Below are 25,432 nucleotides of genomic sequence, written 5' to 3'. Positions count from 1 at the left end.
AAAATAGCCTTGACTCTGGAGTTCACTCCAGAGTGTAGGATAAAGGATGGGCTGCGTTGCTCATCCCACTATTCTTACACTCTGGAGGTCATATGCATCAACATCACGCCTGTGGCTGCGGCAAACCCCGTGCCAGTCACGCCGCAGCAAAACCGCTGTGCCAGGTTCGCCAGGCCCGCCCCCTCTCCCTTTCTATTCATGCCGCGACGCCTGTACCTGCCGAGACGGCAGGCTGTTGCTGTGACAGTCACTGCAGCCCTGGCAACGACGCCGACACCGCTGAGGAAAGCGACCGGCGAGGTGCCGACAGTTATCCCTTTAGCTGGCAGGTCAGCGGGATGGATTGCCCGTCGTGTGCCCGCACCATTGAAACCGCTGTCCGTCAGGTAAGTGGCGTGACCGATGCCCGTGTCTTATTCAGCAGCGAGAAACTGGTAGTCAATGCTGACCAGGATGTACAAAACGCCGTTGAACAGGCGGTGAAAAAAGCCGGCTTCCAGCTCGCAACCCCATCAGCCACGTTGGCCACATCCCCCGCTACGCCGGGCTGGCAGCATAACCGGATGCTGATTTTGCTGGCGCTGCTGGTGCTTGCCAGTAGCATTCTCAGCCAGTTCGCGCCCGCCTGGGGCGATCGGCTGTTTGTGCTGACCACGCTGGTCGGCCTGGTCCCGGTGGCGCGCGGTGCCTGGCAGCGTCTGCGCAGCGGATCGCCTTTTACTATTGAGACATTAATGACGCTGGCGTCAGCTGGCGCACTGATTATTGGCGCACACGCTGAAGCCGCGATGGTGCTGGTGCTGTTTCAGCTGGGCGAACAGCTGGAAAGCTATGCCGCTTCCAGGGCGCGCAGCGGCGTAACCAGCCTGATGGCGTTGCGGCCTGAATCGGCGATCCGCCTTGAACAGGGCAAACGTACTGAGGTACCGCTCGCAGCGCTGCAACCCGGCGATGTGATTGAAGTCGCGGCGGGCAGCCGCTTGCCGGTCGATGGCAGCTTAATCAGCCCGCTTGCCAGTTTCGATGAGAGCGCGCTAACCGGTGAATCACTGCCGGTAACGCGGGCCAGCGGCGAAAAAATCCTCGCCGGTGCTACCAGCGTTGATCGCCTGGTGATGCTGGAAGTGGTGTCGAAGCCGGGTGAAAGCGCGATCGACCGTATCCTGCAGCTGATTGAAGAAGCGGAAACGCATCGTGCGCCGGTCGAACGCTTTATCGACCAGTTCAGCCGTATTTACACGCCGCTGGTCATGCTGCTGTCGCTGCTGGTGATGGTGGTGCCGCCACTGCTCGGCGCAGGCGACTGGCAGCCGTGGATCTACAAAGGGCTGACACTGCTGTTGATTGGCTGCCCCTGTGCACTGGTGATCTCCACGCCTGCCGCCATTACCTCCGGGCTGGCTGCAGCGGCGCGACAGGGCGCACTGATCAAAGGCGGTGCGGCGCTGGAGCGGCTGAGTTCGGTGCGCAGAATGGCGTTTGATAAAACCGCTACTCTGACGCTGGGCAAGCCACAGCTGACGCAGATCCTGCGCTTTGGCACGGCCAGCGAGTCAGAGATGCTGGCGCTGAGCGCCGCTGCGGAACAGGGTGCCACCCATCCGCTGGCCAGCGCTATCGTGGCGGCCGCGCAGGCGCGTGATCTGGTGATTCCTGACGCGCAGGATCAGCAGGTGCAGGCGGGACGCGGCATCAGCGCGAAAGTCGCTGGCCAGCAGATTCAGCTGCTGACGCCCGGCCATGCACCCGGTCTGACGCCGCAGCAAAATGCGCAGATAGCGCAACAGGAAGCCGAAGGTGAAACTCTGGTGGTGCTGATGCGCGATGGCGAAGCGCTGGGTGCGCTGGCTCTGCGCGATCAGTTGCGCGACGACGCCGTCGAGGCGTTAAAGGCGCTGAAAAAGCTGGGTATTGAGAGCCTGATGCTGACCGGCGACAATCCGCGCGCTGCGGCGACCATTGCCCGCCAGCTCGATATTGATTATCGCGCCAGTCTGCTGCCCGCCGATAAAGTCGCGGCGATCCGCGAACTGAGTCAGCAACAGCCGCTGGCGATGGTCGGGGATGGCATTAACGACGCGCCAGCAATGAAAGCGGCAACGCTGGGCATTGCGATGGGCAGCGGCACCGATGTGGCGCTGGAAGCGGCCGATGCTGCCCTGACGCGTAATCAGCTCAGCAATCTGGCTCCGATGATTGCGCTGGCACGCCGGACTCGGCGCATCATCCGTCAGAATATCGGTATTGCGCTGGGGCTGAAGGCGATTTTCCTGGTCACAACCCTGCTGGGTCTGACCGGACTCTGGCTGGCGGTGCTGGCGGATTCGGGTGCGACCGCGCTGGTCACCGCCAACGCGCTGCGGTTACTGCGTCGCCGCGCCTGAGCAGGCGGCTTCTGATCTGAAGAGTGAGGTTAACGGCGGCCTGTACGGCTGTCGTTAACCCGCCATGCCTTTGCGGATCAGAAACTGATAGGGCAGCGTGTCGGTTTGCTGCGCCAGCAAGCCATGTTCCATAAAGCGGCAGAAGCCGGGAATATCGCGCGTGGTGGCCGGATCATCGGCGATGATCAGCAACGTCTCGCCATCCTGCAGGCTGCGTACGGTTTTGCGCACCATCATCACCGGCTCCGGGCAACGCAGGCCACGGGCATCCAGCTGATGGTCGGCAGAGGAAAAAGCATCGCTCATAATCAACTCGGTTCAGGTAAGGGGCGCTCATTCTAGCGCGTGCTGGCGGTGAAGCAAGGCGATAACGATTGCGCTAAAATTAACCATTGCATAAAAAGCACAACGCGGTAAGATGCCGCCGCTTTTTGCTCATAAAACTGCCAGGCGCTGCCCGAACGGCGTCCCGCAATGGGTTCCCTCACCCCAACATTAAAAAGGTTGAATATGCTCGCTTTTTCTTCGCGTCAGCGCATGCATGCGCTTTTCTGGTTATCGCTGTTTCACCTGCTGGTGATCACTTCGAGTAACTATCTGGTTCAGTTGCCTATTTCAGTGTTTGGCTTCCACACCACCTGGGGTGCATTCAGCTTCCCGTTTATCTTCCTGGCGACCGACCTCACCGTGCGTATTTTTGGCGCACCGCTGGCCCGACGCATTATTCTGGCCGTGATGATCCCGGCGCTGTTTATCTCTTACAGTGTCTCGGCGCTGTTCTATCAGGGTGAATGGCAGGGCTGGCAGGCACTGGAAGTGATGAATCTGTTTGTTGCCCGTATCGCCTGCGCCAGCTTTATGGCTTACGCGCTGGGTCAGATCCTCGACGTTCACGTGTTCAACCGTCTGCGTCGCCTGCCACAGTGGTGGATTGCGCCGGGCTGCGCCATGTTCCTGGGGAATATCAGCGATACGCTGGCCTTCTTCTTTATCGCCTTCTATAAAAGCCCCGATGCGTTTATGGCGCAGCACTGGGTTGAGATTGCCCTGGTGGATTACAGCTTCAAAGTGCTGATCTGCATGGTCTTCTTCCTGCCCGCCTACGGCGTGCTGCTCAACGCGGCGCTGAAGCGTCTGGCTGAACGCCAGACCGCCCGCCAGGTCAATTTCGGCTAAGCGCCCATACGGTTTCCACTACTATCCGCTAAGATCTTCTGACAATCATCAGGTTGCGTTTGCAACCTGATTCCTGTTGTATTAATGCCTGACTGGAAACTTAAAAAGGGATTCTGATGCGCAACCTGGTGAAATATGTAGGAATGGGTTTACTGGTACTCGGCTTAGCAGCCTGTGACCAGAAGAAAGATGAAGCGGCGAATGACAACGGCGTCAGCGCCAGTCAGTCGGCGCAAACCGTCACGCTGATGGATGGCAAACTGAGCTTCTCGCTGCCACCAGGCATGTCCGATAAAAGCGGTAAACTGGGTTCGCAGACCACTAACATGCACGTTTATGCGGATGAAACCGGTGCCCGCGCCATTATTGTGATTGCCGGTGACCCGACCAATGATGGGCTGGATGTGCTGTCGCAGCGTATGGAACAGCAGCAGCGTAACCGCGATCCGCAGTTGCAGGTGGTGTCGAACAAATCTGTGACGCTGAAAGATCAGCCCGCACAGCAGCTGGATACGGTGATTTCTGCCAATAACCAGACCTCATGGTCTTCGGTGGTTCTGGCGAAAGTGGATGGCAAACTGGTGACGCTGCAGATTACGCTGCCAGGTGATAATCAGCAGCAGGCGCAGAGCGATGCTGACAACATCGTGAAAAGCATTACGCTGAAGTAAAACAAAAGGCTGGCTTCCCTGCACGGGGAAGCCAGCCTTCGGTCAGAAGGGCTTTTTATAAACCTGCATTCTCGCGAATATATTTCCGCGCTTTCACCGCATATTCAAACGGATTGGCCAGTGCCGGATCCTGCTCCGCTTCAACCACCATCCAGCCTTTATAGCCGTAATCATCCAGGATTTTGAACACCGGTCTGAAGTCGATCACGCCATCGCCCGGTACGGTAAAGGTGCCCTTTTTCACTCCTTCCAGGAACGAGAGATGGTTCTCACGCACCTCGGCGACCACCTCATCACGCACATCCTTAAGATGCACGTGGAAGATGCGCGGCAGATATTTCTCCAGTACCGCCAGCATCTTCTGCTGGGAGCCTTCGGAGTAGTAGACGTGGCCGGTGTCATAGAGCAAACCGACCTGCTCGTCGGTCATCTCCATAAACCGGTCAATCTCTTCAGTGGTCTGAATGCCGGTGCCCATGTGGTGATGCAGCGTCACGCGCATCCCTTTCTCCGCCGCGATGCGGGCCAGTTCGTTGTAGCCTTCCGCGGTTAACTGCCACTCTTCATCGCTGAAAATGGCCTTCTCTTCAAACACCGCAAGCCCGGTGCCCTGAATACTTTTGCTCTGCTCGGAACAGCCAATCACCCGCGCGCCCATCGCATGCAGGAAGTTCATATGCTCGATGAACTGTTCGATGGTTTTCTGTTTATCGCCATTAGCGAAAAAGGTGCTGAACCAGGCGTTGCAGATCTCAATGCCGCGAATGTCGAGCATCGGTTTCAGGATCGCCGGATCGCGGGGATATTTGCTGCCTACTTCGCTGCCGGTAAAGCCAGCCAGCGCCATCTCACTGACGGTTTGCTGGAAGGTATTCTCACTGCCGAGATCCGGCATGTCATCGTTGGTCCAGCCGATCGGGGCGATCGCCAGTTTTACATTCTCTTTGTTCATTATCTTATTCCCAGGCGGAGAGCGGCCATGCCGCATAGACAGCTAAATCAGTTATAGAAAGCAGGACGCGGCGGCATCTCTACCGGCTCAATCGCACCACTGTTCTGCGCTTTAATGCAGGCATCGGCGGCGACTGAGGCGGCAAAGCCATCCCAGGCAGAAGGACCGGTCAACTGGCCCGCTTTGATGTCGTTGATAAACGCCTGCAGCTCAACGTCATACGCCTCGATAAAGCGTTCTTTCCAGTCCACCAGAATGGTGTTCGACAGGCGGGCCTCTTTGCGCAGCTGCACCGAAGAGGGCTCTGGCAGGCGCGCAATCCCCTCTTCACCCACCACTTCACACTGAATGTCATAGCCGTAAGCGCAGTTAACGAAGATCTCGACGTCAATGCGAACCCCTTTCTGGGTTTCGAACAGCACGATCTGCGGATCTTTCAGCTGACTGTGTGACTTCGAGGTAACGCGCGGGAAGACTACCTGCACCGTTTTATAGTCATCGTTTGTCAGCCAGCGCAGCACATCCAGCTCGTGGATCAGGGTGTTGGTGATCGCCATCGGCGTGGTGTAGTTCTCCGGCACGGTCGGGTTGCGGTGCGCGCAGTGCAGCATCAGCGGCTCACCGATATCGCCATCGGTAATTACTTTTTTCAGTGCACGGTAGCCCGCATCGTAAGGACGCATAAAGCCGACCTGCACCAGGCGTTTACCCGCCTGAATCTCTGCATCCACGACCCGGCGGCAGCCCTCGGCGCTCATCGCCAGCGGCTTTTCACAGAACACCGGTTTACCGGCGGCAATCGCCGCTAAGGTGAACTCTTCATGGGTCGGATCCCATGAGGTGACCAGCACCGCATCAACATTCGGAGACTGAATCACGTCGTGTCCATTTTCGAATACCTCCGCCTCAATATTCAGGCGTTGCAGTGCGGCACGCGCGCCTTCGACATTAATGTCAGAGACGGCAACCACCTGTGCACCCTGCAGCACATGGCTGCAGCGGCGAATATGTTCCTGACCAATTGCACCTGTACCGATGACGCCAAGTTTCAAAGTCATAATTACACCTGTGTAGGGTTCGTACGGAGAAGAGCAAAACGGGCCGCGGCACGGCCCTGAAATTAATATTTTCGCGCCTGATCCAGATGGCTGTTGAGCTTGTCCGCCACCGCCTGAGAACGTTCGGTCTTCGAGGCCTGCGCCACGCCGACGTGCCACCAGCTGAAATATTTGTGGATCATGGTTTTTGGCAGCACTTTGATGTCGATAAGGGTGGAAACCGTCTGGGTACGGGCATCTTCCAGCGCCGCCTTGAGCTGCTCCAGCGTGGTCACACGATAGGTTTTGCAGCCATAACCGGCGGCGATAGCGGCAAAATCGACCGGGATAAAGCCGCCGTCCAGCTTGCCGCCTTCCGCATTACGGAACCGGAACTCGGTGGTAAAGCTGTCCATGCCGTGTTCCATCTGCAGGTTATTGATGCAGCCGTTGGTCATGTTATCCAGCAGCACTACGTTGATCTTCGCCCCTTCCTGAATCGAGGTGACCAGCTCTGAATGCAGCATCATAAAGGAGCCGTCACCGACCAGCGCATAGACCTCGCGCTGCGGCTGCGCCAGCTTCACACCCAGCGCGGCATTCACTTCATAACCCATGCAGGAGTAGCCATATTCAACGTGGTAGGCGTTGTAATCTTTGGTGCGCCAGACGCGCTGCAGGTCGCCCGGCAGACTGCCCGCCGCTGCTACAACCACTGCGTCTTTCGGCAGTTGCTCATTTAAGGTGCCGAGCACGCTGCTTTGCGTCAGTAGCGACTGGGTCAGGCGGTTAAACTCAGCGAACACCGCTTCGCGGTCGAGATGATCCGCAATCTCCGGCACAAAGTCGCCATCGTGATATTCCACCTGGTAGACGCGCTGCGTCTCTTTCAGCAGCTGGCTCTGCGCCTGCTCAATCTGATTGCCCCAGTCGTTGCTGTAGTGCTGCGAGGCCAGCCCGGCGGTGAGCGCGGTCAGCCCTTCGCGGGCATCGGCCAGCAGCTGCACGCCATCGAGCTTGTAGCTGTCGAAGTTACTGACGTTGATGTTCAGGAAGCTGACATCGGGATGCTGGAAAATCCATTTCGACGCGGTGGTGAAGTCGGTGTAGCGGGTGCCGATGCCGATCACTAAATCGGCCTCTTTCGCCAGCAGGTTAGCCGCCAGACAGCCGGTCTCGCCCACGCCGCCGACATTCAGCGGATGGTCAGAGACCAGCGTGCCTTTGCCCGCCTGCGTCTCCGCAAAGGGAATCTGATAGCGCTCGGCAAACTGGCGCAGCGCCTCGCCCGCTTCGGAGTATTTCACTCCGCCGCCGCAGATAATCATCGGCTTGCGCTTACGGTTAATCAGCGTCAGGGCATCTGCCAGCTGCGCCGCCACCGGCAGGCGGCGATCCAGACGGTGCACCCGTTTCTGGAAGAAGTAGTCCGGGTAATCCCAGGCTTCGCCCTGCACATCCTGCGGCAGCGACAGCGTGACCGCGCCGGTTTCTGCCGGATCGGTCAGTACACGCATGGCGTTGATACAGGCGGACATCAGCTGTTCCGGGCGGCTGACGCGATCCCAGTATTTGCTGACGGCGCGGAAGGCATCGTTGGTGCTGATGCTGAGATCGTAGCTCTGCTCAATCTGTTGCAGCACCGGATCGGGCTGACGGGTGGCGAAGACGTCGCCTGGCAGCAGCAGCAGAGGAATGCGGTTGGCGGTCGCGGTCGCTGCGGCGGTGATCATATTGGCCGCACCAGGCCCCACAGACGAACTGCAGGCGATAATCTGGCGGCGCAGCGACTGGCGCGCAAAGCCGGTGGCAGCATGAGCCATACCCTGCTCATTACGGCCCTGGTAGACCACCAGATCGCCGCTATCCTGTTCCAGCGCCTGGCCCAGCCCCAGCACGTTGCCATGTCCGAAAATGGCGAAGATGCCTTTTACGAACTTCGTCTCAACGCCATCGACATCAATGAATTGATTATCAAGAAATTTAACCAGCGCCTGTGCCGTGGTCAGTCTGATAGTGCCCATATTCTTCCTTACATGCTGGTGGACCCCGACTTCCGCGACAGCACGCCAGGCGTTGTCATCGGCGGAAAAGGCGACCTGAATAACTGAAACGTGAGGCGATTATAAACAAATATATTTTTCATAAAACACGATTACAGAAGAAACATTTCATTTTGCGAGTGAGATCAAATTTAATGACGACAACAGGTCTGGCGGGCGATTGCAGTGGGGAAATCTGGAACGTTTAACAGAGAGTGGTGCCTGATAAAAAAATTCATTTCAATGCAGCAGCTTGCCTGACTGGCGTGCGGATTCCTGCGATCCCCTTCACAACCCTGACATACCGCACATCACGCTGGCAGAGTTTGCGCAGGCGGGCGGCAATCAGGAGTTTTACCTGGTTCACAAAATTGCGATGGATATTTCATTTCGTATTGAATATGGAATTTTTATTCCTCATACTCCCCTCATAGCCAGTCAGACACCTACAGACCCGGAAGCAGAGCGTAACTGGTGTCGGTCTTTACGCCCGCCAGCGCTGCTAATCACAGAAGGAAACCACAGGTATGAGTACACAACAGAAACCGCTTGATGTGATTTGTATCGGGCGCATCGCCGTTGATTTTTATGGCCAGCAAATCGGGGCGCGACTGGAAGATGTCACCTCCTTTGCTAAATATCTGGGCGGCTCGTCGGGCAATGTCGCCTATGGCACCGCGATTCAGGGGCTGAAATCGGCGATGCTGGCGCGGGTGGGAGATGAGCATAATGGTCGCTTTCTGCGTGAAGAGTTGCAGCGCGTAGGCTGTAACACCGATGCGCTAATCACCGATCCGCAGCGTCTGACCGGACTGGTGATCCTCGGCATCAAAGATGAAGAGACTTTTCCGCTGATTTTCTACCGCGATAACTGCGCCGATATGGGCCTGGTTCCGGACGATATCGACGAAGCCTTTATTACCTCTGCGCGCGCCGTGGCGGTTACTGGCACCCACTTATCCCATCCTCAGACCCGCGAAGCGGTGCTGAAAGCGCTGGATATCGCCCGCCGCAACGGCCTGCGCACGGCGCTGGATATCGATTATCGTCCGGTGTTGTGGGGACTGACCTCTCTGGGCGACGGTGAAACGCGTTTCATTGAGTCGTCACAGGTCACGCAGCAGTTACAGGAAGTGGTGCACTATTTCGATTTGATCGTCGGCACCGAAGAGGAGTTTCATATTGCCGGTGGCAGTACCGACACCCTGACGGCGCTGAAAAACGTGCGTCAGGCGAGTCAGGCGACGCTGGTCTGCAAACGTGGACCGCTGGGTTGCGTGGTGTTTGAAGGCGAGATCCCGGATAGCTGGGAACAGACTGAGCTGCACACGGGTGTTCGCGTCGAGGTTCTCAACGTGCTGGGCGCGGGCGATGCCTTTATGTCTGGCCTGCTGCGCGGCTGGCTGAATGATGAGGGCTGGACTCAGGCGTGCCGTTACGCCAACGCCTGTGGAGCGCTGGTGGTATCACGCCACGGTTGTGCGCCCGCCATGCCAACCAAAGCGGAGCTGGATGATTTCCTGAGTCGCGACAAAGAGGTGAAGCGTCCCGATCTCGACAGCCGTCTGAACCATCTGCACCGCGTGACTACCCGCAAGCAGCAGTGGCCGGAGCTGAATGTCTTCGCCTTTGACCACCGCAAACAACTGGCGGATATGGCGCAGGAAGCGGGCATGGACGAAAGCCGCATTCCGGAACTGAAACTGCTGCTGCTGGAAGCCGCTCAGCAGGCTGCCAGAGAAGCAGGATTAGAGAATAAAAGCGGGATTCTGGCGGATACGACCTACGGTCAGAAGGCGCTGAACGCCATCACCGGTAAGAACTGGTGGATTGGCCGCCCGATTGAGCTGCCGAGCTCGCGGCCGCTGCGCCTGGAACATGGCAACATCGGCTCGCAGCTGATCGACTGGCCTGCCGAACACGTGGTGAAATGTCTGGTCTTCTATCATCCACATGATAGTGCTGAACTGCGTAAAGAGCAGGATGAGCTGGTGCTCGACGTCTGGAACGGCTGTAACAAAAGCGGTCATGAGCTGCTGCTGGAAGTGATTCTGCCTGACAACAACCCGGATAAGAATGAAACGTATTACTTTGATATGTTGAGCCATTTCTACAGTCTGGGCATCCAGCCTGACTGGTGGAAACTGCCACCGCTGTCGGCGGAAAGCTGGCAGGCGATCAGCGGTCTGATTGAGCAGCAGGATCCCCACTGTCGCGGCATTCTGTTACTCGGTCTGGATGCGCCCGAAGAGAAGCTTAAAGCGGGCTTCGCCGCGGCGGCCAAAGCGCCCTGGGTGAAAGGTTTTGCGGTAGGCCGCACTATCTTTGGTCAGCCTTCCCGCCAGTGGTTACAGGGGGAGCTGGACGATCAGGCGCTGATTGAGACGGTTAAAGGCAACTATCTGCGACTGATTGAGTACTGGCGCGCTGCCCGCGCCTGAGTTCCTGCTCTGCCAGAGGCTGTCTCAACCAGGATAGCCTCAGACTGCTGACTCATTCAAAGCAGGGTTAATGTTGCCGCAACGAATAAGCTCAATGCGCAGGTAACACGGTCAGAGGAGGAAAGCGTCCCGCGCCAGGGACGGCGCGGGCCGAGCGGCCAGGGATGGCTTTAGCGACTTTCCGATCTGACCGTGTTACCTGAGCCTGCACAGTCTTACAGCTGGAAGGGGCACACTTTTCAACAATCTCACGCCATCACACCCGGGATGGCGTTTTTACTCGCATCCCTCTTCCCCTCACTGACTTTCCACGCCGGTTTCCACCCCATTATTGCCTGTGCAGAGGCGCGCCTCGGGTGCTGAGGCTAATCTGTGAACCATTTCATAAAGCCATGAAATAAACCGCGTCGTTGACGCAAAGAAATGAAATTTTCCATCCATCTGATACTATAGCGCTCATTATGCAGCCATTATTCTAATTATACGGGCAGAAGTGATGAACAATAATCCCACCCAACTTTCTCTCTTGCAGGACGATATTCGTCGCCGCTACGAAACGCTGAGCAAGCGTCTTAAACAGGTTGCGCGCTACATCCTTGATAACAGTAACAGTATTGCTTTCGATACCGTCGCCTCGATTGCTCAACAGGCCGATGTGCCACCGTCGACGCTGATCCGCTTTGCGAATGCTTTTGGCTTCAGCGGCTTCAACGAAATGAAACAGGTTTTTCGTCAGCATCTGATGGAGGAGACGGTCAACTATACCGAGCGCGCTCGCCTGTTTCGCCAGACCTCCACGGACGACAGCGCCAGTGCGCCTGAAAGTCCGGCGGAAATCCTCAACGTCTTTACCATGGTTAACAGCCAGGCGCTGCAGCAGCTGGCGATGCAGGTTAATCCTGAGCAGCTGAACAAAGCGGTGAAACTGCTGAATGAGGCTGAGAATATCTATGTTATCGGCCTGCGCCGCTCTTTCAGCGTCGCCTCCTACCTGGTCTACGCGCTGCGTCATCTTGAGCGCCGCGCTTTCCTGATTGATGGCCTGGGCGGGATGTTTACCGAGCAGCTCAGCCTGGTCAACCCGAAAGATGTGGTGATTGCGATCAGCTACTCGCCTTATGCACGTGAAGCGGTCGAGGTGGTTGAAATGGGTGCCAAACGCGGTGCGCATCAGATTGCCATTACCGACAGTCAGGTCAGTCCGCTGGCCGCCTTCAGCGATGTCTGCTTTGTGGTACGTGAAGCGCAGGTTGATGGCTTCCGTTCGCAGGTCGCTTCACTCTGCCTGGCACAGACGCTGGCGGTTTCGCTGGCACTGAACAACGCAAAGACCAGCTGAGTTCCACACACAAAAAAGGGCAGCGCGACAGGCTGCCCTTTTTACTGATATGAACGCGGCTTATAAACCGTGATTGCTGTTTATTTTTCTGCGATGACTTACGCTTTCCGCGGATAGCTGTCGCTGTTCACCCAGGCGTGATCTTTCTCCCAGGTAAATTTCCACAGCCGCACCGGCCCCGCCATCACGTTCAGATAGTAGTTATTGTATCCCGCCAGCGTCGCTACCGGATGATAGCCGCGCGGTACCATCACCACGTCGCGATTATAGGGTGCCATACAGACATCCAGGGAACGGTCGTCGGTGTAGACGCGCTGCATGGCAAAGCCAGGTTCCGGATCGAAACGGTGATAGTAGGTCTCTTCCAGGTAGGTTTCGTTTTCACTCTCCTCCTGGTCGTGCTTGTGGCTGGGATAAGAGCTGGTATCGCCCTCGTTGGTATAGACTTCCACCACCAGCAGGCTATCAGCCGGTTCATTGTCAGGCAGGATATTGTGAACCAGGCGCTGGTTGCGCCCTTTTCCGCGATGCTCAACGCCGACATCGGCTGGTGCAATCAGGCGCGCAGGCAGATTCCCCTGACCGGGCGCATTACAGACCGCCAGCTCAAGATCGCTGTCAGCGTAAACCTCTACTTCATCATCATGCGGCACATAAACGGAATAAGGCGGTACGCGCTCAAAAGGCGACATGCGCTGACCGATACCGGGAAAATCAGCATGGCGGGTTTTTACCGAGGCCAGCCCGGCCACCAGCACCAGACACAGCTCTTTGTCACCACTACTGAGGCGCAGGGTTTCCCCTTTCTTCAGCAAATAGGCATCAAATCCCACATAACGCCAGCCGGCGCGCTCAGGCGTCACATGCTGAATACGACCCTGCGCGTCAGGGGCTTGTGCTTTCGACAGTAAAGACATCCTGATACTCCTCTCTGTCACGATTGACGCTGCGGTGGGCTCGCGGGCGCGGTGCCAGCGAACAAAGCGACCGGCAGATTATCCTGCCGGTCGCGCACCGGGATCAGCGTTGAAATGAATCAGCCTAAGGTTGGCATACTGAATTCAGACACAGTCTGCTGACCGGATGGCCAGCGTACGGTGGCCGTTTTCATGCGGGTATAGAAACGCACGCCATCCGGCCCATGAACATTGAGCGCGCCAAACACTGAACGCTTCCAGCCGCCGAAGCTGTGGAACGCCATCGGCACCGGAACCGGCACGTTGACACCGACCATACCCGCTTCAACGTTCTGCACAAACTCACGTGCGGTGTGACCGTTGCTGGTGAAAATCGCGCTGCCGTTGCCGAATTCATGGCTGTTAACCAGTTGCAGCGCACTGTCGTAGTCCGGCGCGCGCATGATGCTCAGCACCGGCCCAAAAATCTCTTCACGCCAGATCACCATCTCAGAGGTGACATGATCAAACAGCGTGCCGCCGACGTAGTAACCTTCGGCGTGACCTGCAACCTGCACGTTACGACCATCGACCACCAGCTTCGCGCCTTCCTGCTCGCCTTTGTCGATGTAGCCCAGCACTTTCTTCTGGTGCGCCGCTGAAACGACCGGTCCCATCTCATTTTCATCAGCGCCCTGATTAATGCCAGGGCCGATGCGCAGCGCGTTCACCAGCGGAGTCAGACGGGCGATCAGCTTGTCGGCGGTATCATCGCCCACGGCGACCACAACCGGCAGCGCCATGCAGCGTTCACCAGCAGAGCCAAACGCACCGCCCATGATGGCGTTGACGGTGGCATCCAGATCGGCATCCGGCATAACGATAGCGTGGTTTTTCGCCGCGCCAAACGCCTGTACCCGCTTGCCGTGGGCGCTGGCGGTTTTATAGATATGCTCAGCCACGCCAGAAGAACCGACGAAGCTCACCGCGGCAATACGCGGATCTTTATAAAGCTGCTCAGCATCTTCATTGGAACTGTGTACGACGTTAAATACGCCATCGGGCAGGCCCGCTTCGGTCAGCAGTTCAGCCATACGCACTGCAGCAGAAGGATCCAGCGCCGGTGGCTTCAGCACAAAGGTGTTACCGCAGGCCAGGGCTATCGGGAACATCCACAGCGGTACCATCGCCGGGAAGTTAAACGGCGTAATGCCCGCCACGACGCCGACCGGTTGCATCAGCGAGTAGCTGTCAACGCCGCTGCCGACGTTCGGGGAATATTCGCCTTTGAGCAGATGGGGGATCCCGCAGGCAAACTCAATCACTTCGATGCCACGCGTCAGTTCACCCAGCGCATCAGACCAGACTTTGCCGTGCTCAGAGACAATCAGCGCCGCCAGCTCATCACGGTGCTTCTCCATCAGGGCTTTAAAGTTGAACAGAACGCGGGCGCGACGCAGCGGCGAGGTTTTCGACCAGGCAGCAAAAGCGTCATGCGCGACACCAATCGCCTGGGCCACTTCATCAGCGGTACTTTGCGTCAGTTCACGTACCACTTTGCCGGTTGCCGGATCGTAAACAGGAATGGTTTCGTTGCTGGCGCTGAAAGTGGTTTTACCGCCAATAAAGTTACCTATGATTGTCATGATGTTGCCTCTTTAGATGGTTAAGTTCCCTGCAGACGGACCATGCGACCTGCCACACTGCCTGACCAGGCAAACCTGAAAGCGTGCTATGAAGCTATTACAGTGGAACAAATTTTTCAAATGGTTCTTTTTGGAAAATTTGATTTTAGCGGCACAGATCGCATTTTTCCCGCCACTTAGTCTCTCGCGGCATTACGATGACGAGAGGCCACTAATAGCGGCCAGCCTTAGCGTAGCAGGGTAATAGCCGGGGAGTGGTTTGGGCGTTTTACTGCGAAGTCGATCCAGCCTTTATGCATCGGGCTGAAACGGAATATGAAATTAATGCGAGGCTGATCTAATAATTTGTGTTTCATTATTCACTATTAATGAAATAAATGTTCTCTTTGGTCGCATCATCCTCCTGCCCCGGAGTCAGCGCATGGCCATCGATCCAACCCGTTTCTGTATCAACCGCAAAATTGCGCCCCGGCTCTCGCTGGAGGCATTTTTTCAGCTGGTCCAGAGTCTGGGGCTGAGCAAGGTTGAACTGCGTAATGACATGCCGGGCGGCAGCGTCACTGACGATCTCAGCACCGATCAGCTGCGCGCTCTGACCGACAGGTATCATATTGATATCATCACCATTAATGCGCTCTATCCGTTTAACCGCATTGATGACGCGCTACTGGCCCGGGCCGAAGCACTGTTACAGACAGCACAACAGATTGGTGCAAAGGCGCTGGTCATGTGTCCGCTGAATGAGGGGATTGCCGTGTCACCTCAGCAGACTCAGACGGCGATGCAGCAGCTGGCCCCGCGCTTTGCCCACTATGACATTCAGGGGCTGGTGGAGCCGCTGGGTTTTCCGGTCAGCTCACTGCGTTCGGCGGTAAACGCGCAGCAATTGATCGCCGCGGCGGACGTGCCCTTTAAGTTATTGCTGGATACCTTTCACCATCATCTCTATGAGCAGGCTGAGCAGGAGTTTCCAGCAGGCATTGATGTTAACCAGATCGGTCTGGTGCACCTTTCGGGCGTGGAAGATCGTCGTCCGATCGCCGAACTGACCGATGAAGAACGCATCATGCTGAGTGATAACGATGTACTGAAGAGCGTGGTACAGGTGAAGCGGCTGGAGATGCTCGGCTATAAGGGCGTTTATGCCTTTGAACCCTTCTCCAGTCAGCTCAGCAACTGGACCCCTGCGGAGATTGAACGCCAGATCCGCAACAGTATTGAACTGCTGCAAGCCTGAATCCTGTTCTGCGCTTTGCGCGCACCATTAATCGGTTTATCTGTGTCTGAAAAGACGTTCTGGCCCGCTGCTGGGCCATTTTTTTTATCCTGAAGAATCGTCTGCTGCCGGCAACACCGCCTGACGCCGCTGCATGCGCAGCGTGCAGAAAAAAGCGACGCAGACCAGCAGCGCCGTGAGCAGGTAGACGCGTGAGACCCCCGCATAAGTCATGATGAATCCGGCAAGTGGCCCGGTTATCCCCAGCGACAGATCCATAAAGGCGGTGTAGGTCGCCAGCGCGCTGCCCTGATTCTGCTGCGGAACCACTTTTACCGCCACCACGCCCAGCGCCGGGAATACCAGCGAGAACCCGGCACCGGTCAGAAATGCGCCCGCTTTTGCCATCCAGGGATCACCCGCAGCGGCCACCAGAAACAGTCCGGTGGCTTCAACCGCCAGGCAGATGCTGGCGACCCGCAGACCGCCGTGGCGGTTAATCGCATTCGGGAACAGCAAACGCGCCCCGACAAAAGCGCCGCTGAACAGGGAGAGCGCAAAGGCGGCCCCTTCCCAGCCTTTATCCTGATAGAACAGGGTAATAAAGGTGGCGATGACACCAAAACCCGCCGAACCCATCGCCAGAATCGCACCAAAACCGGCGATTTTCCCCAGCACCGCACGAAACGGCAGGGGTCTGGCCCGGCTGGCTTTTACGGCCGGACGCGGCACCGCGCAGACGATGCCCACCACGCAGATAGCAACAATGACCAGCGAAAGCCACAGCAGGCCACCCGCCCGGAATATCACCACGCCGAGCGGTGCGCCAATCGCCATCGCGCCATAAGTGACGATACCGTTCCAGGAGATGACCCGGCCAATGTGCAGCGAACCCACCCGCGCCACACCCCACAACGAGGTGCCGGTGCCGGTAAAACTCTGGCCCACGCCCAGAATCAAGCGGCCCACGCAGAGCAGCGTCAGGCTTAACAGCGGTGATTCGATGAGCGCCGCCAGCAGAATACACAGCCCGCTGATCAGACAGCCCACCAGGCCGGTCACCACCACTTTCTTTGGCCCCCAGAGATCGGCATAGCGTCCGGCGTGTGGGCGGCTCAGCAGCGTCGCCACATATTGCAGGCTGATCACCAGGCCCGCCCAGAATGCGCTGAAGCCCAGTTGGTCATGCACCCATCCTGGCAATACCGCCAGCGGCAGACCGATAGTGAGATAGCTGGCAAAGTTGTAGGCCACGATAGAGAGGATCAGCAGAGAGATGTGCAGGTTTCCGGATGGGGTGTTCGGTTCCGCTGAAGGCTGTTCAGGCATGAGTCCTCGCGCTCGTATTTGGCTGAATGATAAGGTTTATCCTTTAACTATACCCGCTTTCGCCACTGGTGCCTCTTAATGACACGGCTATCGGGCGGCTGCCCCTGCCCGGACGTGCAGCAGAAAGCCGGGTAAAAACCGGAACAATGGGGAGTTGCTGCTCTGCCGCGATAGCTGAGTGCTGTGGCGCTGATGACATCATCCACCTGCCGCCGTGCTTTACCGTTTCTCTGATAAATCAGATTGTTAATTTTGTTTCAGCTACACTTTCAACAGCCAAATTACGTTATGAGAGAGAGAATGAGCGAGCTGCAACGGGAAAAGATCGGACAAAATATTCTGATAAAACTGGCGATGCTGGTCATTATCCTCGCCGGGGTTCGGGCAGCGTCCGATATTCTGGTTCCGCTTCTGCTGGCGGCGTTCTTTGCCATTGTGCTGAATCCGCTGGTGACGATGCTGATGCGTCGTGGCTTCCGCCGTGGGCTGGCGATTGGGCTGGTGATCACGGTGATTTTCTGCGCTCTCGTGCTACTGGGTGCCATTATTGCCAGCTCCATGAGCGAGTTTTCCGATCTCTATCCGCAACTGCGCGCCACCATGGAGCAGAAAATGACGGTGCTGCAACATCTGGCGGCGGGCTTTCATCTTAATATTTCAACCGATGCGCTGGTACAGCGTTTCGATCCTAATACCATGATGAATCTGGCTACCGTGGCGCTGAGCGGCTTTTCCGGCGCGATGACCAATACCGTGCTGCTGGTGCTGACCGTGGTGTTTATGCTGTTTGAGGTCCATCACCTGCCCTATAAAATGCGCAACGCGCTGGTGAATCCGAAGATTCGCATCGCCGGATTGCATAAAGCGCTGAAAGGCGTCACGCACTATCTGGCGCTGAAAACCCTGGTGAGTCTGATAACCGGCATCGCAGTCTGGCTGAGTCTCTACCTGCTGGATGTGAAGTTTGCGCTGCTATGGGGTGTCGTGGCGTTTATCCTCAACTTTATTCCCAATATCGGCCCGATTATCGCCGGCATCCCGCCCTTCCTGCAGGCGTTGTTACTGAACAGCCTGTTTGATGCCGCGATGGTGGCGGCGCTGTTTACCGCAATTCATATGGTGTTTGGCAATATGCTGGAACCGCGCCTGATGGGGCGCGGTCTTGGCTTATCGACACTGGTAGTGTTTCTGTCGCTGGTGTTCTGGGGCTGGCTGCTCGGTCCGGTCGGCATGCTGCTCTCGGTGCCGCTCACCAGCATTACTAAAATTCTGATGGAAACCACGCCAGGCGGCAGCCGTCTGGCTATTATGCTGGGCACCGGACGACCCAAGCGGGCGCGGGCATTAACCAAGTAGCCGCTGCTGCACGTGCTGGAGATGGCTCTCCATCGCCTGACGGGCTGCTGCTTCATCGCCCGCCACAATCGCATTGGCGATCTGCTGATGGTCAGCGTTCATCTCCTGCGCGAAGCTGTTATCGGCATAATGGCGCTCCAGTCGCTGCACATGCGGGCTGTGGCGCCGGTTCCATAACTGCTCCAGCAGGTCGCGTAATACATCATTGCCGCTCATCTCACTGATCAGCAGATGGAAGCGCTTGTCCTGCTCCAGAAAGGCCGCGTCGTTTTCATTGTACTGCTGCAGTTCAGCGGTCAGCGCCAGCAATGCTGCCCGCTGAACGGTGGTGCCGTTACGTGCGGCAAATCCTGCCAGCATCCCTTCAAAGGCTTCACGTGCCTGCAACAGATCCTGCAGACTGCAGGTTTCGCTCTCCTGCGGAACCGCGGCTTGCGGCAGCGGCTGGGCGACGTAAACGCCGTTGCCAGTGCGGATATCGACCCAGCCGGTCATCTCCAGCGCAATCAATGCTTCACGCACTGATGAACGACTGACACCCAGCTGTTTTGCCAGCTCACGCTCCGGTGGCAGTAAACCACCTGCCACAAAGTCACCGCGCGTGATACCGGCCATGATGACGTTGGCGATCTGACGGTACAGGCGCTCGGTTTTTATTACTGGCAGCGTCATCACCCTCTCCTCTGATTGCACGTAAAAGCGATCTCTTCACCGATGCAGTTTGTCATGCTGCGATCCGGATCACGGCCCTGTTTTGTCCACTATCATACTCTTGGTCCAGCGGCCTGACCACTGGGCCACATCACAGTTGAGGAGTAAAAATGGAACATACATGGCGATGGTACGGCCCCAACGACCCGGTCTCACTGGATGATGCGCGTCAGGCGGGCGCGACCGGCATTGTGACGGCGCTGCACCATATCCCTAACGGCGAGGTGTGGCCGGTTGAGGAGATTAAAGCGCGTCAGGCACTGCTGGCGGAAAAAGGTCTGGTCTGGTCGGTGGTGGAGAGCATCCCGGTCCATGAGGCGATTAAAACCCAGCGTGGTGACTACCTTCGCTATATCGCCAATTATCAGCAGTCGATACGCAATCTGGCCGCCTGCGGTATTGATACCGTCTGCTACAACTTCATGCCGGTGCTGGACTGGACCCGAACCGACCTCGCCTGGACGCTGCCGGATGGCGCAAAAGCGCTGCGCTTCGACGCCGACGCTTTCGCGGCCTTCGAGCTTTATCTGTTGCAGCGTCCAGGGGCGGAGCAGGATTACAGCGCTGCCGAGCAGCAGGCCGCCGCTCAGCGCTTTGCCGCCATGAGCGCAGAAGAGAAAAGCACCCTGGTGCGCAATATTATCGCCGGTCTGCCAGGCGCCGAAGAGGGTTACACCCTGGAGCAGTTTCAGGCGCAGCTGACGCAGTATGACGGCATCGACAAAGCGAAACTGCGCGAGCATATGGCGACCTTCCTGCGCGCCATCGTGCCGGTTGCGGAGGAAACGGGCGTTAAACTGGCGGTGCATCCGGATGACCCACCACGTCCTATTCTGGGCCTGCCACGCATTATTTCTACGCAGGAAGATATGCAGTGGCTGAAAGAAACCGTGGACAGCCTGCACAACGGTTTCTGTTTCTGTACCGGCTCCTATGGCGTGCGTGCTGACAACGCGCTGGTTGAGATGGCGGAAACCTATGCCGACCGCATTAACTTTATCCATCTGCGCGCCACGAAACGCGAGGCAAACCCGGCCAGCTTCCATGAAGCGGCGCATCTGGCGGGCGACGTCGATATGGTCGGCGTGATCAAGGTTATTCTGGCGGAAGAGCAGCGCCGCCGTCGGGCGGGCAACCTGCGGGCGATTCCCATGCGTCCCGATCACGGCCATCAGATGCTGGACGACCTGCATAAGCGCACCAATCCCGGTTATTCCGCCATTGGCCGCCTGAAAGGCCTTGCCGAACTGCGCGGCGTTGAAGTAGCGCTGAAACAGATCTATTTTGCCGATTAAATAAAACGTCCTGCCCTGCGCCCGCCCTGTGACGGGCCAGGGTCTCTCCTGGCCACTGCGGCGGATCGGCCTTTTGCAATGCCTGCCTCCCGTTTTCATTTGATTTTTTCCTGCATAGCAACGAAAACCAAACAACCTGTCAAAAAATGCAATGTCTGGTCGATAATTGACCTTAGTCAGTTCTCCTGATCGCAAAAACGCTAATCTGCACCGCCCGGAGAGATGCTATGCTGCGCCATTGATCAGCACCTCCGCATAACACCAATAATACTCAGAGGATTCAGCGGTGCCGCTACTGAAACGAAAACGCGACTACGCCAGGCTGGTGATTATTATTTCCGGCGTGCTGCCTCTGATTATTGGCATTTTTTTCACCGCCCTGGATGCGCGCCACACCGTGCATCAGCAGCAGGTCACCGCGGCGAATACGCTGTTATCTCAGGCTGAGAGAATGAGCGACAGCGCCTGGGATATGATTACCGTGCTGCGCCAGTTTCATCATCAGCCCTGCAGCCAGATTGAAAACCAGTTGCAGCGCATTGGCTCGCTAAACCCCTATTTTCGCGCGATCGGTAAAATGGAGCAGGATCACATCGCCTGCTCGTCGGTGTATGGTTCACGCCCAGGCCTGCTGAAAGAGATGATCATGCGCGACGCGCCGGTTGCCGGAAAAGCCTGGTGGAGTCTGTCCATTGCCGGGACATCGGGCGTACCGAATCGTCCGGCCGTGATTTTTATGCGCGATCTGCCCGATGGCGAGGGATTCTGGGCAGTGATTGATGGCCAGTATCTGATCGATTTTATGCGCGCGATCAGCAGCAGCCATCTCTATCATTTCAGCATGACGTTCAGCGGCGGCGCGCCGATCTCGTTTGGCGATCCACACATCGCCGCGTCCAGCTGGTTTGAACCCATGATTTATCAGGCCCTCTCCCACCGCTATCCGCTCTCTGTCACCCTCATTGCCTCACCCTCTGAACTGATCTCGGCCTGGCGTCAGGTGATGTTTATCATCATGCCGATGGCCGCTATCTTCTCTATTCTGCTGATGATGCTGATGGCGAACTGGCTGAAACGGCGTATTTCATGGCGCGATGAGATTCGCCGGGCCATCACCAGCGGCCAGTTCAGAGCGCACTATCAGCCGGTCTATGACAACCGGCTGCAACGCTGCAGCGGCGCTGAAGCTCTGCTGCGCTGGACAACGCCCGACGGTAAAGGCGTGCGGCCAGATATTTTTATCGGCGCAGCAGAAGCGGAAGGCATGATTGTGCCGCTGACCCGTCATCTGCTCGATTTAATTGCAGAGGATGTGCAGGCGTGGCAGGTTGAGCCCCATTTCCACCTGGCCATTAACGTGGCGGCGGATCATCTGCAGCATCCTGACTTTGTCGACGATATGCTGCAGTTTGCCGAACGGATCAAAGATAAGCAGTTCCTGATTACCCTGGAGCTGACCGAACGCAGCCTGATCAAAGATGGCGCTGAGGTGGCTCGCAAGCTGGAGCAGTTACGTGGTTGCGGCATGAAGGTCGCGATTGATGATTTTGGGACCGGACACTGTTCGCTGAGCTATTTACAGACCTTCACGATAGATTATCTGAAAATCGATCGCGGCTTTATCAACGCGATTGAATCCCTGGAAGGCAGAACGCCGGTGCTGGACGCCATTATCCAGCTCAGCCATGAGCTTGAGCTGGAAGTGCTGGGAGAAGGCGTTGAGACCGCGTTACAGTTCAGCTATCTGCAACGGCGCGGCGTGGTCTTTATCCAGGGCTATTATTATGCCCGCCCGATGGACAACACGGCGCTGGTTGCCTGGCTGACCGATCGGGGCGAACAGCCGATTGAACGGGAGCTGGCTCTTCAGACCCGGCAGGAACCCGACGTCTGAACCAGAGCAGATTGCAGCTGAACCGCCAGTCGAGCCACACTCACTCATCTTTCTGCTCTCCGCCCTGTGATGCAAAGCGGATAACCGCTTCCGGTGCCAGCATGCCTCGTAACTTCCCCCTCTTTGACCCTGTTTTGCTGAAAAAAACGGCGGTCGTCACGCTCAGTGATAATTTTTTTGCGGTTGCAAACAGCTCTATTTGTTGTAAAAACAGGCCGGATGTAGCCCAAACATGACAGATATCACACAAAAACGGTATACTCTGTCGCTGTTCGCAATAATCACAACAGTAATTATTGTGTCTGCCGGCGCATAAACAGTGCTTATTTACGGCTATGCTTAAATTTCTCAACGCAGCGGTCTGAACGACTCACACCCGGCTCGCGCCGTTGAGGACTTTCGTGTTCCAATACAGGGTAATTCTATGAAATTGCGTAGGAAGCGTGTAAAACCAATTGGGATCGATGATGTGACTATCATCGATGATACCCGTTTACGTAAAGCCATCACCGCGGCCTCTCTGGGCAACGCGATGGAGTGGTTCGACTTCGGTGTTTACGGCTTTGTGGCCTATGCGCTGGGTAAGGTCTTTTTCCCGGACGTTTCACCGGGCGTTCAGATGATAGCGGCGCTCGCCACTTTCTCTGTTCCTTTCCTGATTCGCCCGCTGGGTGGACTGTTCTTCGGTATGCTGGGCGACAAATATGGTCGTCAGAAAATCCTCTCCATCACCATCATCATCATGTCGGTCAGTACCTTCTGTATCGGCCTGATACCGTCCTACGCCTCCATCGGCATCTGGGCACCTATTCTGCTGCTGTTAGCGAAGATGGCTCAGGGCTTCTCGGTGGGCGGTGAATATACCGGTGCCTCAATCTTTGTGGCCGAATATTCGCCTGACCGTAAACGTGGCTTTATGGGAAGCTGGCTCGACTTTGGTTCGATTGCGGGCTTCGTGCTCGGTGCGGGCCTGGTGGTGCTGATTTCCTCCATTATCGGAGAAGAGAGTTTCCTTGAGTGGGGCTGGCGTCTGCCGTTCTTCGTCGCGCTGCCGCTGGGAATTATCGGTCTTTACCTGCGTCATGCGCTGGAAGAGACCCCGGCATTCCAGCAGCACGTGGACAAACTGGAACAGGGCGACCGCGAAGGCCTGCAGGATGGTCCACAGGTATCGTTTAAAGAGATTGCGACCAAACACTGGCGCAGCCTGCTCTCCTGTGTCGGCCTGGTTATCGCCACTAACGTCACCTACTACATGTTGCTGACGTACATGCCGAGCTACCTGTCACATAACCTGCACTACAGCGAAGACCACGGTGTGATGATTATCATCGCCATCATGATCGGTATGCTGTTTGTCCAGCCTATGATCGGCATGATGAGTGACCGTTTCGGCCGTCGTCCGTTTGTCATCATCGGCAGTATCGCCCTGATGATCTTCGCGATTCCTGCCTTTATGATGATCAACAGTGGCGTACTGGGACTGATTTTTGGTGGTCTGCTGCTGCTGGCGGTAATCCTCAACGCCTTTACTGGCGTGATGGCCTCTTCACTGCCTGCGATGTTCCCAACGCACATCCGCTACAGTGCGCTGGCGAGTGCGTTTAACATCTCGGTACTGGTTGCCGGTCTGACGCCAACGCTGGCCGCCTGGCTGGTAGAAACGACCAATAACCTCTACATGCCAGCCTACTATCTGATGGTGGTGGCAGTGATTGGTCTGATTACCGGTCTGTACATGAAAGAAACTGCCAATAAGCCCCTGAAAGGCGCGACACCGGCGGCTTCTGATATGGAAGAAGCGCGCGAAATCCTGCAGGAACATCACGATAACATCGAGCACAAAATCGAAGATATCGACGAAGAGATCTCCCGTCTGGAAGCGAAACGTAAAAACCTGGTGCAGCAGCATCCGGATATCAACGAGTAACCGTTCTGCTCTCCCGCCGCCCGGCGGGAGAGTTCTTTTCCCCCTCTCCTGACCGCACACAAACCTTCATCCCTCGCGGGCAAAGGGAGTAAACTGTTGTCACTTTTTTCACCTGCGTAAGAATGAAAATGTCTGATTATTCCCTTATCCAGCGCCCAAGAAGATTGCGCGCCAGCGCCTCAATGCGTGAAATGTTCCAGGAGTCCTCACTGAGCCTGAACGATCTGGCTCTGCCCATCTTTGTTGAAGAAGAAGTCGACGATTACAAAGCGATTCAGGCGATGCCTGGCGTGATGCGTATTCCGGAAAAACGTCTCGCCTATGAAATTGAGCGCATCGCCAAAGCGGGTATCCGCTCGGTGATGACCTTCGGTATTTCGCACCACACCGATGCCACCGGCAGCGATGCCTGGAACGAGAACGGTCTGGTGGCACGTATGTCCCGCATCTGCAAAGATACCGTGCCAGAAATGATCGTGATGTCTGACACCTGCTTCTGTGAATACACCAGCCACGGCCACTGTGGCGTGTTGTGTGATCACGGCGTCGATAACGATGCTACCCTGGAAAACCTGGGTAAGCAGGCCGTCGTTGCCGCAGCAGCCGGTGCGGATTTCATCGCCCCGTCAGCGGCGATGGATGGTCAGGTTGAGGCGATTCGCCGGGCACTGGACGCCGCGGGCTTCACTCAGACCGCCATCATGTCTTACTCCACCAAATTCGCCTCCTCGTTTTACGGCCCGTTCCGTGAAGCGGCCGGAACGGCGCTAAAAGGCGACCGTAAAACCTACCAGATGAATCCGATGAACCGCCGTGAAGCGATCCGTGAATCGCTGCTCGACGCGGCGCAGGGCGCGGATTCACTGATGGTGAAACCGGCAGGTGCTTATCTGGATATCCTGCGCGATATCCGTGAACGTACCGAATTGCCGCTGGCGGCTTATCAGGTGAGTGGTGAATACGCGATGATCAAGTTTGCCGCTCAGGCTGGTGCCATTGATGAACGCAATGTGGTGCTGGAAAGCCTGGGTGCGATTAAACGTGCCGGTGCAGACCTGATTTTCAGCTATTTCGCCCTTGATCTCGCCGAACAAAAAGTGCTCTGATCCCCTCCTTA

At 56.7% G+C, this 25,432-nt stretch carries 19 protein-coding genes; 11 read left to right on the top strand and 8 right to left on the bottom strand.

The features are described from left to right. The first annotated feature begins 92 nt into the window (after positions 1-92). On the top strand, positions 93-2,384 hold the full coding sequence (locus tag HFD95_RS16920; RefSeq protein ID WP_167430529.1) for a zinc/cadmium/mercury/lead-transporting ATPase: 2,292 nt from the start codon (positions 93-95) through the stop codon (positions 2,382-2,384). Between the two features lie 54 nt (positions 2,385-2,438). Here the strand turns inward: HFD95_RS16920 and tusA are convergent, their stop codons facing one another. Continuing rightward, positions 2,439-2,690, bottom strand: a complete 252-nt coding sequence (tusA, locus tag HFD95_RS16915; protein ID WP_010253330.1) for a sulfurtransferase TusA — start codon at positions 2,688-2,690, stop codon at positions 2,439-2,441. A gap of 204 nt (positions 2,691-2,894) precedes the next feature. Here tusA and HFD95_RS16910 point away from each other — a divergent pair, with 204 nt between their 5' ends. Further along, complete coding sequence (locus HFD95_RS16910) at positions 2,895-3,560, top strand: 7-cyano-7-deazaguanine/7-aminomethyl-7-deazaguanine transporter (protein ID WP_010253331.1); 666 nt, start codon at positions 2,895-2,897, stop codon at positions 3,558-3,560. A gap of 116 nt (positions 3,561-3,676) precedes the next feature. Then, entirely contained in the window at positions 3,677-4,231 is a 555-nt protein-coding gene (locus tag HFD95_RS16905) for a DcrB family lipoprotein (RefSeq protein WP_010253333.1), read from the top strand. Positions 4,232-4,286: 55 nt separating this feature from the next. Here the strand turns inward: HFD95_RS16905 and iolE are convergent, their stop codons facing one another. From iolE to iolD, 3 genes are all read right to left on the bottom strand, one after another. Continuing rightward, positions 4,287-5,183 carry a myo-inosose-2 dehydratase gene (gene iolE, locus HFD95_RS16900; RefSeq protein ID WP_010253335.1) on the bottom strand — a complete coding sequence of 299 codons (897 nt, stop codon included), beginning with the start codon at positions 5,181-5,183 and terminating at the stop codon, positions 4,287-4,289. A 47-nt stretch (positions 5,184-5,230) separates the two neighbouring features. Next, the gene (locus HFD95_RS16895) at positions 5,231-6,241 is read right to left on the bottom strand and encodes a Gfo/Idh/MocA family protein (protein WP_167430528.1); all 1,011 of its coding nucleotides are present in this window, start codon (positions 6,239-6,241) and stop codon (positions 5,231-5,233) included. A gap of 62 nt (positions 6,242-6,303) precedes the next feature. Further along, positions 6,304-8,244, bottom strand: coding sequence for a 3D-(3,5/4)-trihydroxycyclohexane-1,2-dione acylhydrolase (decyclizing) (iolD, locus tag HFD95_RS16890; protein ID WP_010253337.1), 1,941 nt, complete (start codon positions 8,242-8,244; stop codon positions 6,304-6,306). A gap of 545 nt (positions 8,245-8,789) precedes the next feature. Between iolD and iolC the strand changes: the two genes are divergently transcribed. Continuing rightward, the gene (iolC, locus tag HFD95_RS16885) at positions 8,790-10,703 is read left to right on the top strand and encodes a 5-dehydro-2-deoxygluconokinase (protein WP_163763334.1); all 1,914 of its coding nucleotides are present in this window, start codon (positions 8,790-8,792) and stop codon (positions 10,701-10,703) included. A gap of 496 nt (positions 10,704-11,199) precedes the next feature. Further along, positions 11,200-12,042 carry a MurR/RpiR family transcriptional regulator gene (locus HFD95_RS16880; protein ID WP_010253340.1) on the top strand — a complete coding sequence of 281 codons (843 nt, stop codon included), beginning with the start codon at positions 11,200-11,202 and terminating at the stop codon, positions 12,040-12,042. A 98-nt stretch (positions 12,043-12,140) separates the two neighbouring features. On the opposite strand, the gene iolB is transcribed toward HFD95_RS16880, so the two are convergent. Further along, positions 12,141-12,959 carry a 5-deoxy-glucuronate isomerase gene (iolB, locus tag HFD95_RS16875; RefSeq protein WP_010671521.1) on the bottom strand — a complete coding sequence of 273 codons (819 nt, stop codon included), beginning with the start codon at positions 12,957-12,959 and terminating at the stop codon, positions 12,141-12,143. 119 nt (positions 12,960-13,078) lie between these two features. Then, positions 13,079-14,584, bottom strand: a complete 1,506-nt coding sequence (locus tag HFD95_RS16870) for a CoA-acylating methylmalonate-semialdehyde dehydrogenase (protein ID WP_010671520.1) — start codon at positions 14,582-14,584, stop codon at positions 13,079-13,081. A gap of 421 nt (positions 14,585-15,005) precedes the next feature. On the opposite strand from HFD95_RS16870, the gene HFD95_RS16865 reads away from it, so the two are divergent. Beyond that, positions 15,006-15,821 (top strand): TIM barrel protein, encoded by an 816-nt coding sequence (locus HFD95_RS16865; RefSeq protein WP_167430527.1) that lies wholly within the window; start codon positions 15,006-15,008, stop codon positions 15,819-15,821. Between the two features lie 84 nt (positions 15,822-15,905). On the opposite strand, the gene HFD95_RS16860 is transcribed toward HFD95_RS16865, so the two are convergent. Beyond that, the gene (locus tag HFD95_RS16860; protein ID WP_115764132.1) at positions 15,906-17,129 is read right to left on the bottom strand and encodes an MFS transporter; all 1,224 of its coding nucleotides are present in this window, start codon (positions 17,127-17,129) and stop codon (positions 15,906-15,908) included. A gap of 300 nt (positions 17,130-17,429) precedes the next feature. Here HFD95_RS16860 and HFD95_RS16855 point away from each other — a divergent pair, with 300 nt between their 5' ends. Beyond that, positions 17,430-18,485: an AI-2E family transporter gene (locus HFD95_RS16855; protein ID WP_010253354.1), complete on the top strand. Its 1,056-nt coding sequence runs from the start codon at positions 17,430-17,432 to the stop codon at positions 18,483-18,485. Here the strand turns inward: HFD95_RS16855 and HFD95_RS16850 are convergent. Further along, positions 18,474-19,157: a FadR/GntR family transcriptional regulator gene (locus tag HFD95_RS16850; RefSeq protein ID WP_010253357.1), complete on the bottom strand. Its 684-nt coding sequence runs from the start codon at positions 19,155-19,157 to the stop codon at positions 18,474-18,476. The genes HFD95_RS16855 and HFD95_RS16850 overlap by 12 nt on opposite strands. A gap of 149 nt (positions 19,158-19,306) precedes the next feature. On the opposite strand from HFD95_RS16850, the gene uxuA reads away from it, so the two are divergent. From uxuA to hemB, 4 genes are all read left to right on the top strand, one after another. Further along, positions 19,307-20,491, top strand: coding sequence for a mannonate dehydratase (gene uxuA / locus HFD95_RS16845; protein ID WP_010253360.1), 1,185 nt, complete (start codon positions 19,307-19,309; stop codon positions 20,489-20,491). A gap of 286 nt (positions 20,492-20,777) precedes the next feature. Further along, positions 20,778-22,385: an EAL domain-containing protein gene (locus tag HFD95_RS16840; protein WP_167430526.1), complete on the top strand. Its 1,608-nt coding sequence runs from the start codon at positions 20,778-20,780 to the stop codon at positions 22,383-22,385. A gap of 424 nt (positions 22,386-22,809) precedes the next feature. Continuing rightward, positions 22,810-24,315, top strand: coding sequence for a glycine betaine/L-proline transporter ProP (gene proP, locus HFD95_RS16835; RefSeq protein WP_010253365.1), 1,506 nt, complete (start codon positions 22,810-22,812; stop codon positions 24,313-24,315). A 128-nt stretch (positions 24,316-24,443) separates the two neighbouring features. Continuing rightward, entirely contained in the window at positions 24,444-25,421 is a 978-nt protein-coding gene (gene hemB / locus HFD95_RS16830; RefSeq protein ID WP_010671515.1) for a porphobilinogen synthase, read from the top strand. The last annotated feature ends 11 nt before the right edge of the window (positions 25,422-25,432 follow it).

The sequence above is a fragment of the Pantoea sp. EKM10T genome (assembly GCF_011800685.1).
Taxonomy (GTDB): Bacteria; Pseudomonadota; Gammaproteobacteria; order Enterobacterales; family Enterobacteriaceae; genus Pantoea; species Pantoea agglomerans.
This window is presented reverse-complemented; position numbering and strand designations above follow the sequence as displayed.

Bases quoted from the DNA above. Each gene is read 5' to 3' on its own strand.
- HFD95_RS16920 (WP_167430529.1), top strand. From the start codon at position 93: ATGCATCAACATCACGCCTGTGGCTGCGGCAAACCCCGTGCCAGTCAC.
- tusA (WP_010253330.1), bottom strand. From the start codon at position 2,690: ATGAGCGATGCTTTTTCCTCTGCCGACCATCAGCTGGATGCCCGTGGC.
- HFD95_RS16910 (WP_010253331.1), top strand. From the start codon at position 2,895: ATGCTCGCTTTTTCTTCGCGTCAGCGCATGCATGCGCTTTTCTGGTTA.
- HFD95_RS16905 (WP_010253333.1), top strand. From the start codon at position 3,677: ATGCGCAACCTGGTGAAATATGTAGGAATGGGTTTACTGGTACTCGGC.
- iolE (WP_010253335.1), bottom strand. From the start codon at position 5,183: ATGAACAAAGAGAATGTAAAACTGGCGATCGCCCCGATCGGCTGGACC.
- HFD95_RS16895 (WP_167430528.1), bottom strand. From the start codon at position 6,241: ATGACTTTGAAACTTGGCGTCATCGGTACAGGTGCAATTGGTCAGGAA.
- iolD (WP_010253337.1), bottom strand. From the start codon at position 8,244: ATGGGCACTATCAGACTGACCACGGCACAGGCGCTGGTTAAATTTCTT.
- iolC (WP_163763334.1), top strand. From the start codon at position 8,790: ATGAGTACACAACAGAAACCGCTTGATGTGATTTGTATCGGGCGCATC.
- HFD95_RS16880 (WP_010253340.1), top strand. From the start codon at position 11,200: ATGAACAATAATCCCACCCAACTTTCTCTCTTGCAGGACGATATTCGT.
- iolB (WP_010671521.1), bottom strand. From the start codon at position 12,959: ATGTCTTTACTGTCGAAAGCACAAGCCCCTGACGCGCAGGGTCGTATT.
- HFD95_RS16870 (WP_010671520.1), bottom strand. From the start codon at position 14,584: ATGACAATCATAGGTAACTTTATTGGCGGTAAAACCACTTTCAGCGCC.
- HFD95_RS16865 (WP_167430527.1), top strand. From the start codon at position 15,006: ATGGCCATCGATCCAACCCGTTTCTGTATCAACCGCAAAATTGCGCCC.
- HFD95_RS16860 (WP_115764132.1), bottom strand. From the start codon at position 17,129: ATGCCTGAACAGCCTTCAGCGGAACCGAACACCCCATCCGGAAACCTG.
- HFD95_RS16855 (WP_010253354.1), top strand. From the start codon at position 17,430: ATGAGCGAGCTGCAACGGGAAAAGATCGGACAAAATATTCTGATAAAA.
- HFD95_RS16850 (WP_010253357.1), bottom strand. From the start codon at position 19,157: ATGACGCTGCCAGTAATAAAAACCGAGCGCCTGTACCGTCAGATCGCC.
- uxuA (WP_010253360.1), top strand. From the start codon at position 19,307: ATGGAACATACATGGCGATGGTACGGCCCCAACGACCCGGTCTCACTG.
- proP (WP_010253365.1), top strand. From the start codon at position 22,810: ATGAAATTGCGTAGGAAGCGTGTAAAACCAATTGGGATCGATGATGTG.
- hemB (WP_010671515.1), top strand. From the start codon at position 24,444: ATGTCTGATTATTCCCTTATCCAGCGCCCAAGAAGATTGCGCGCCAGC.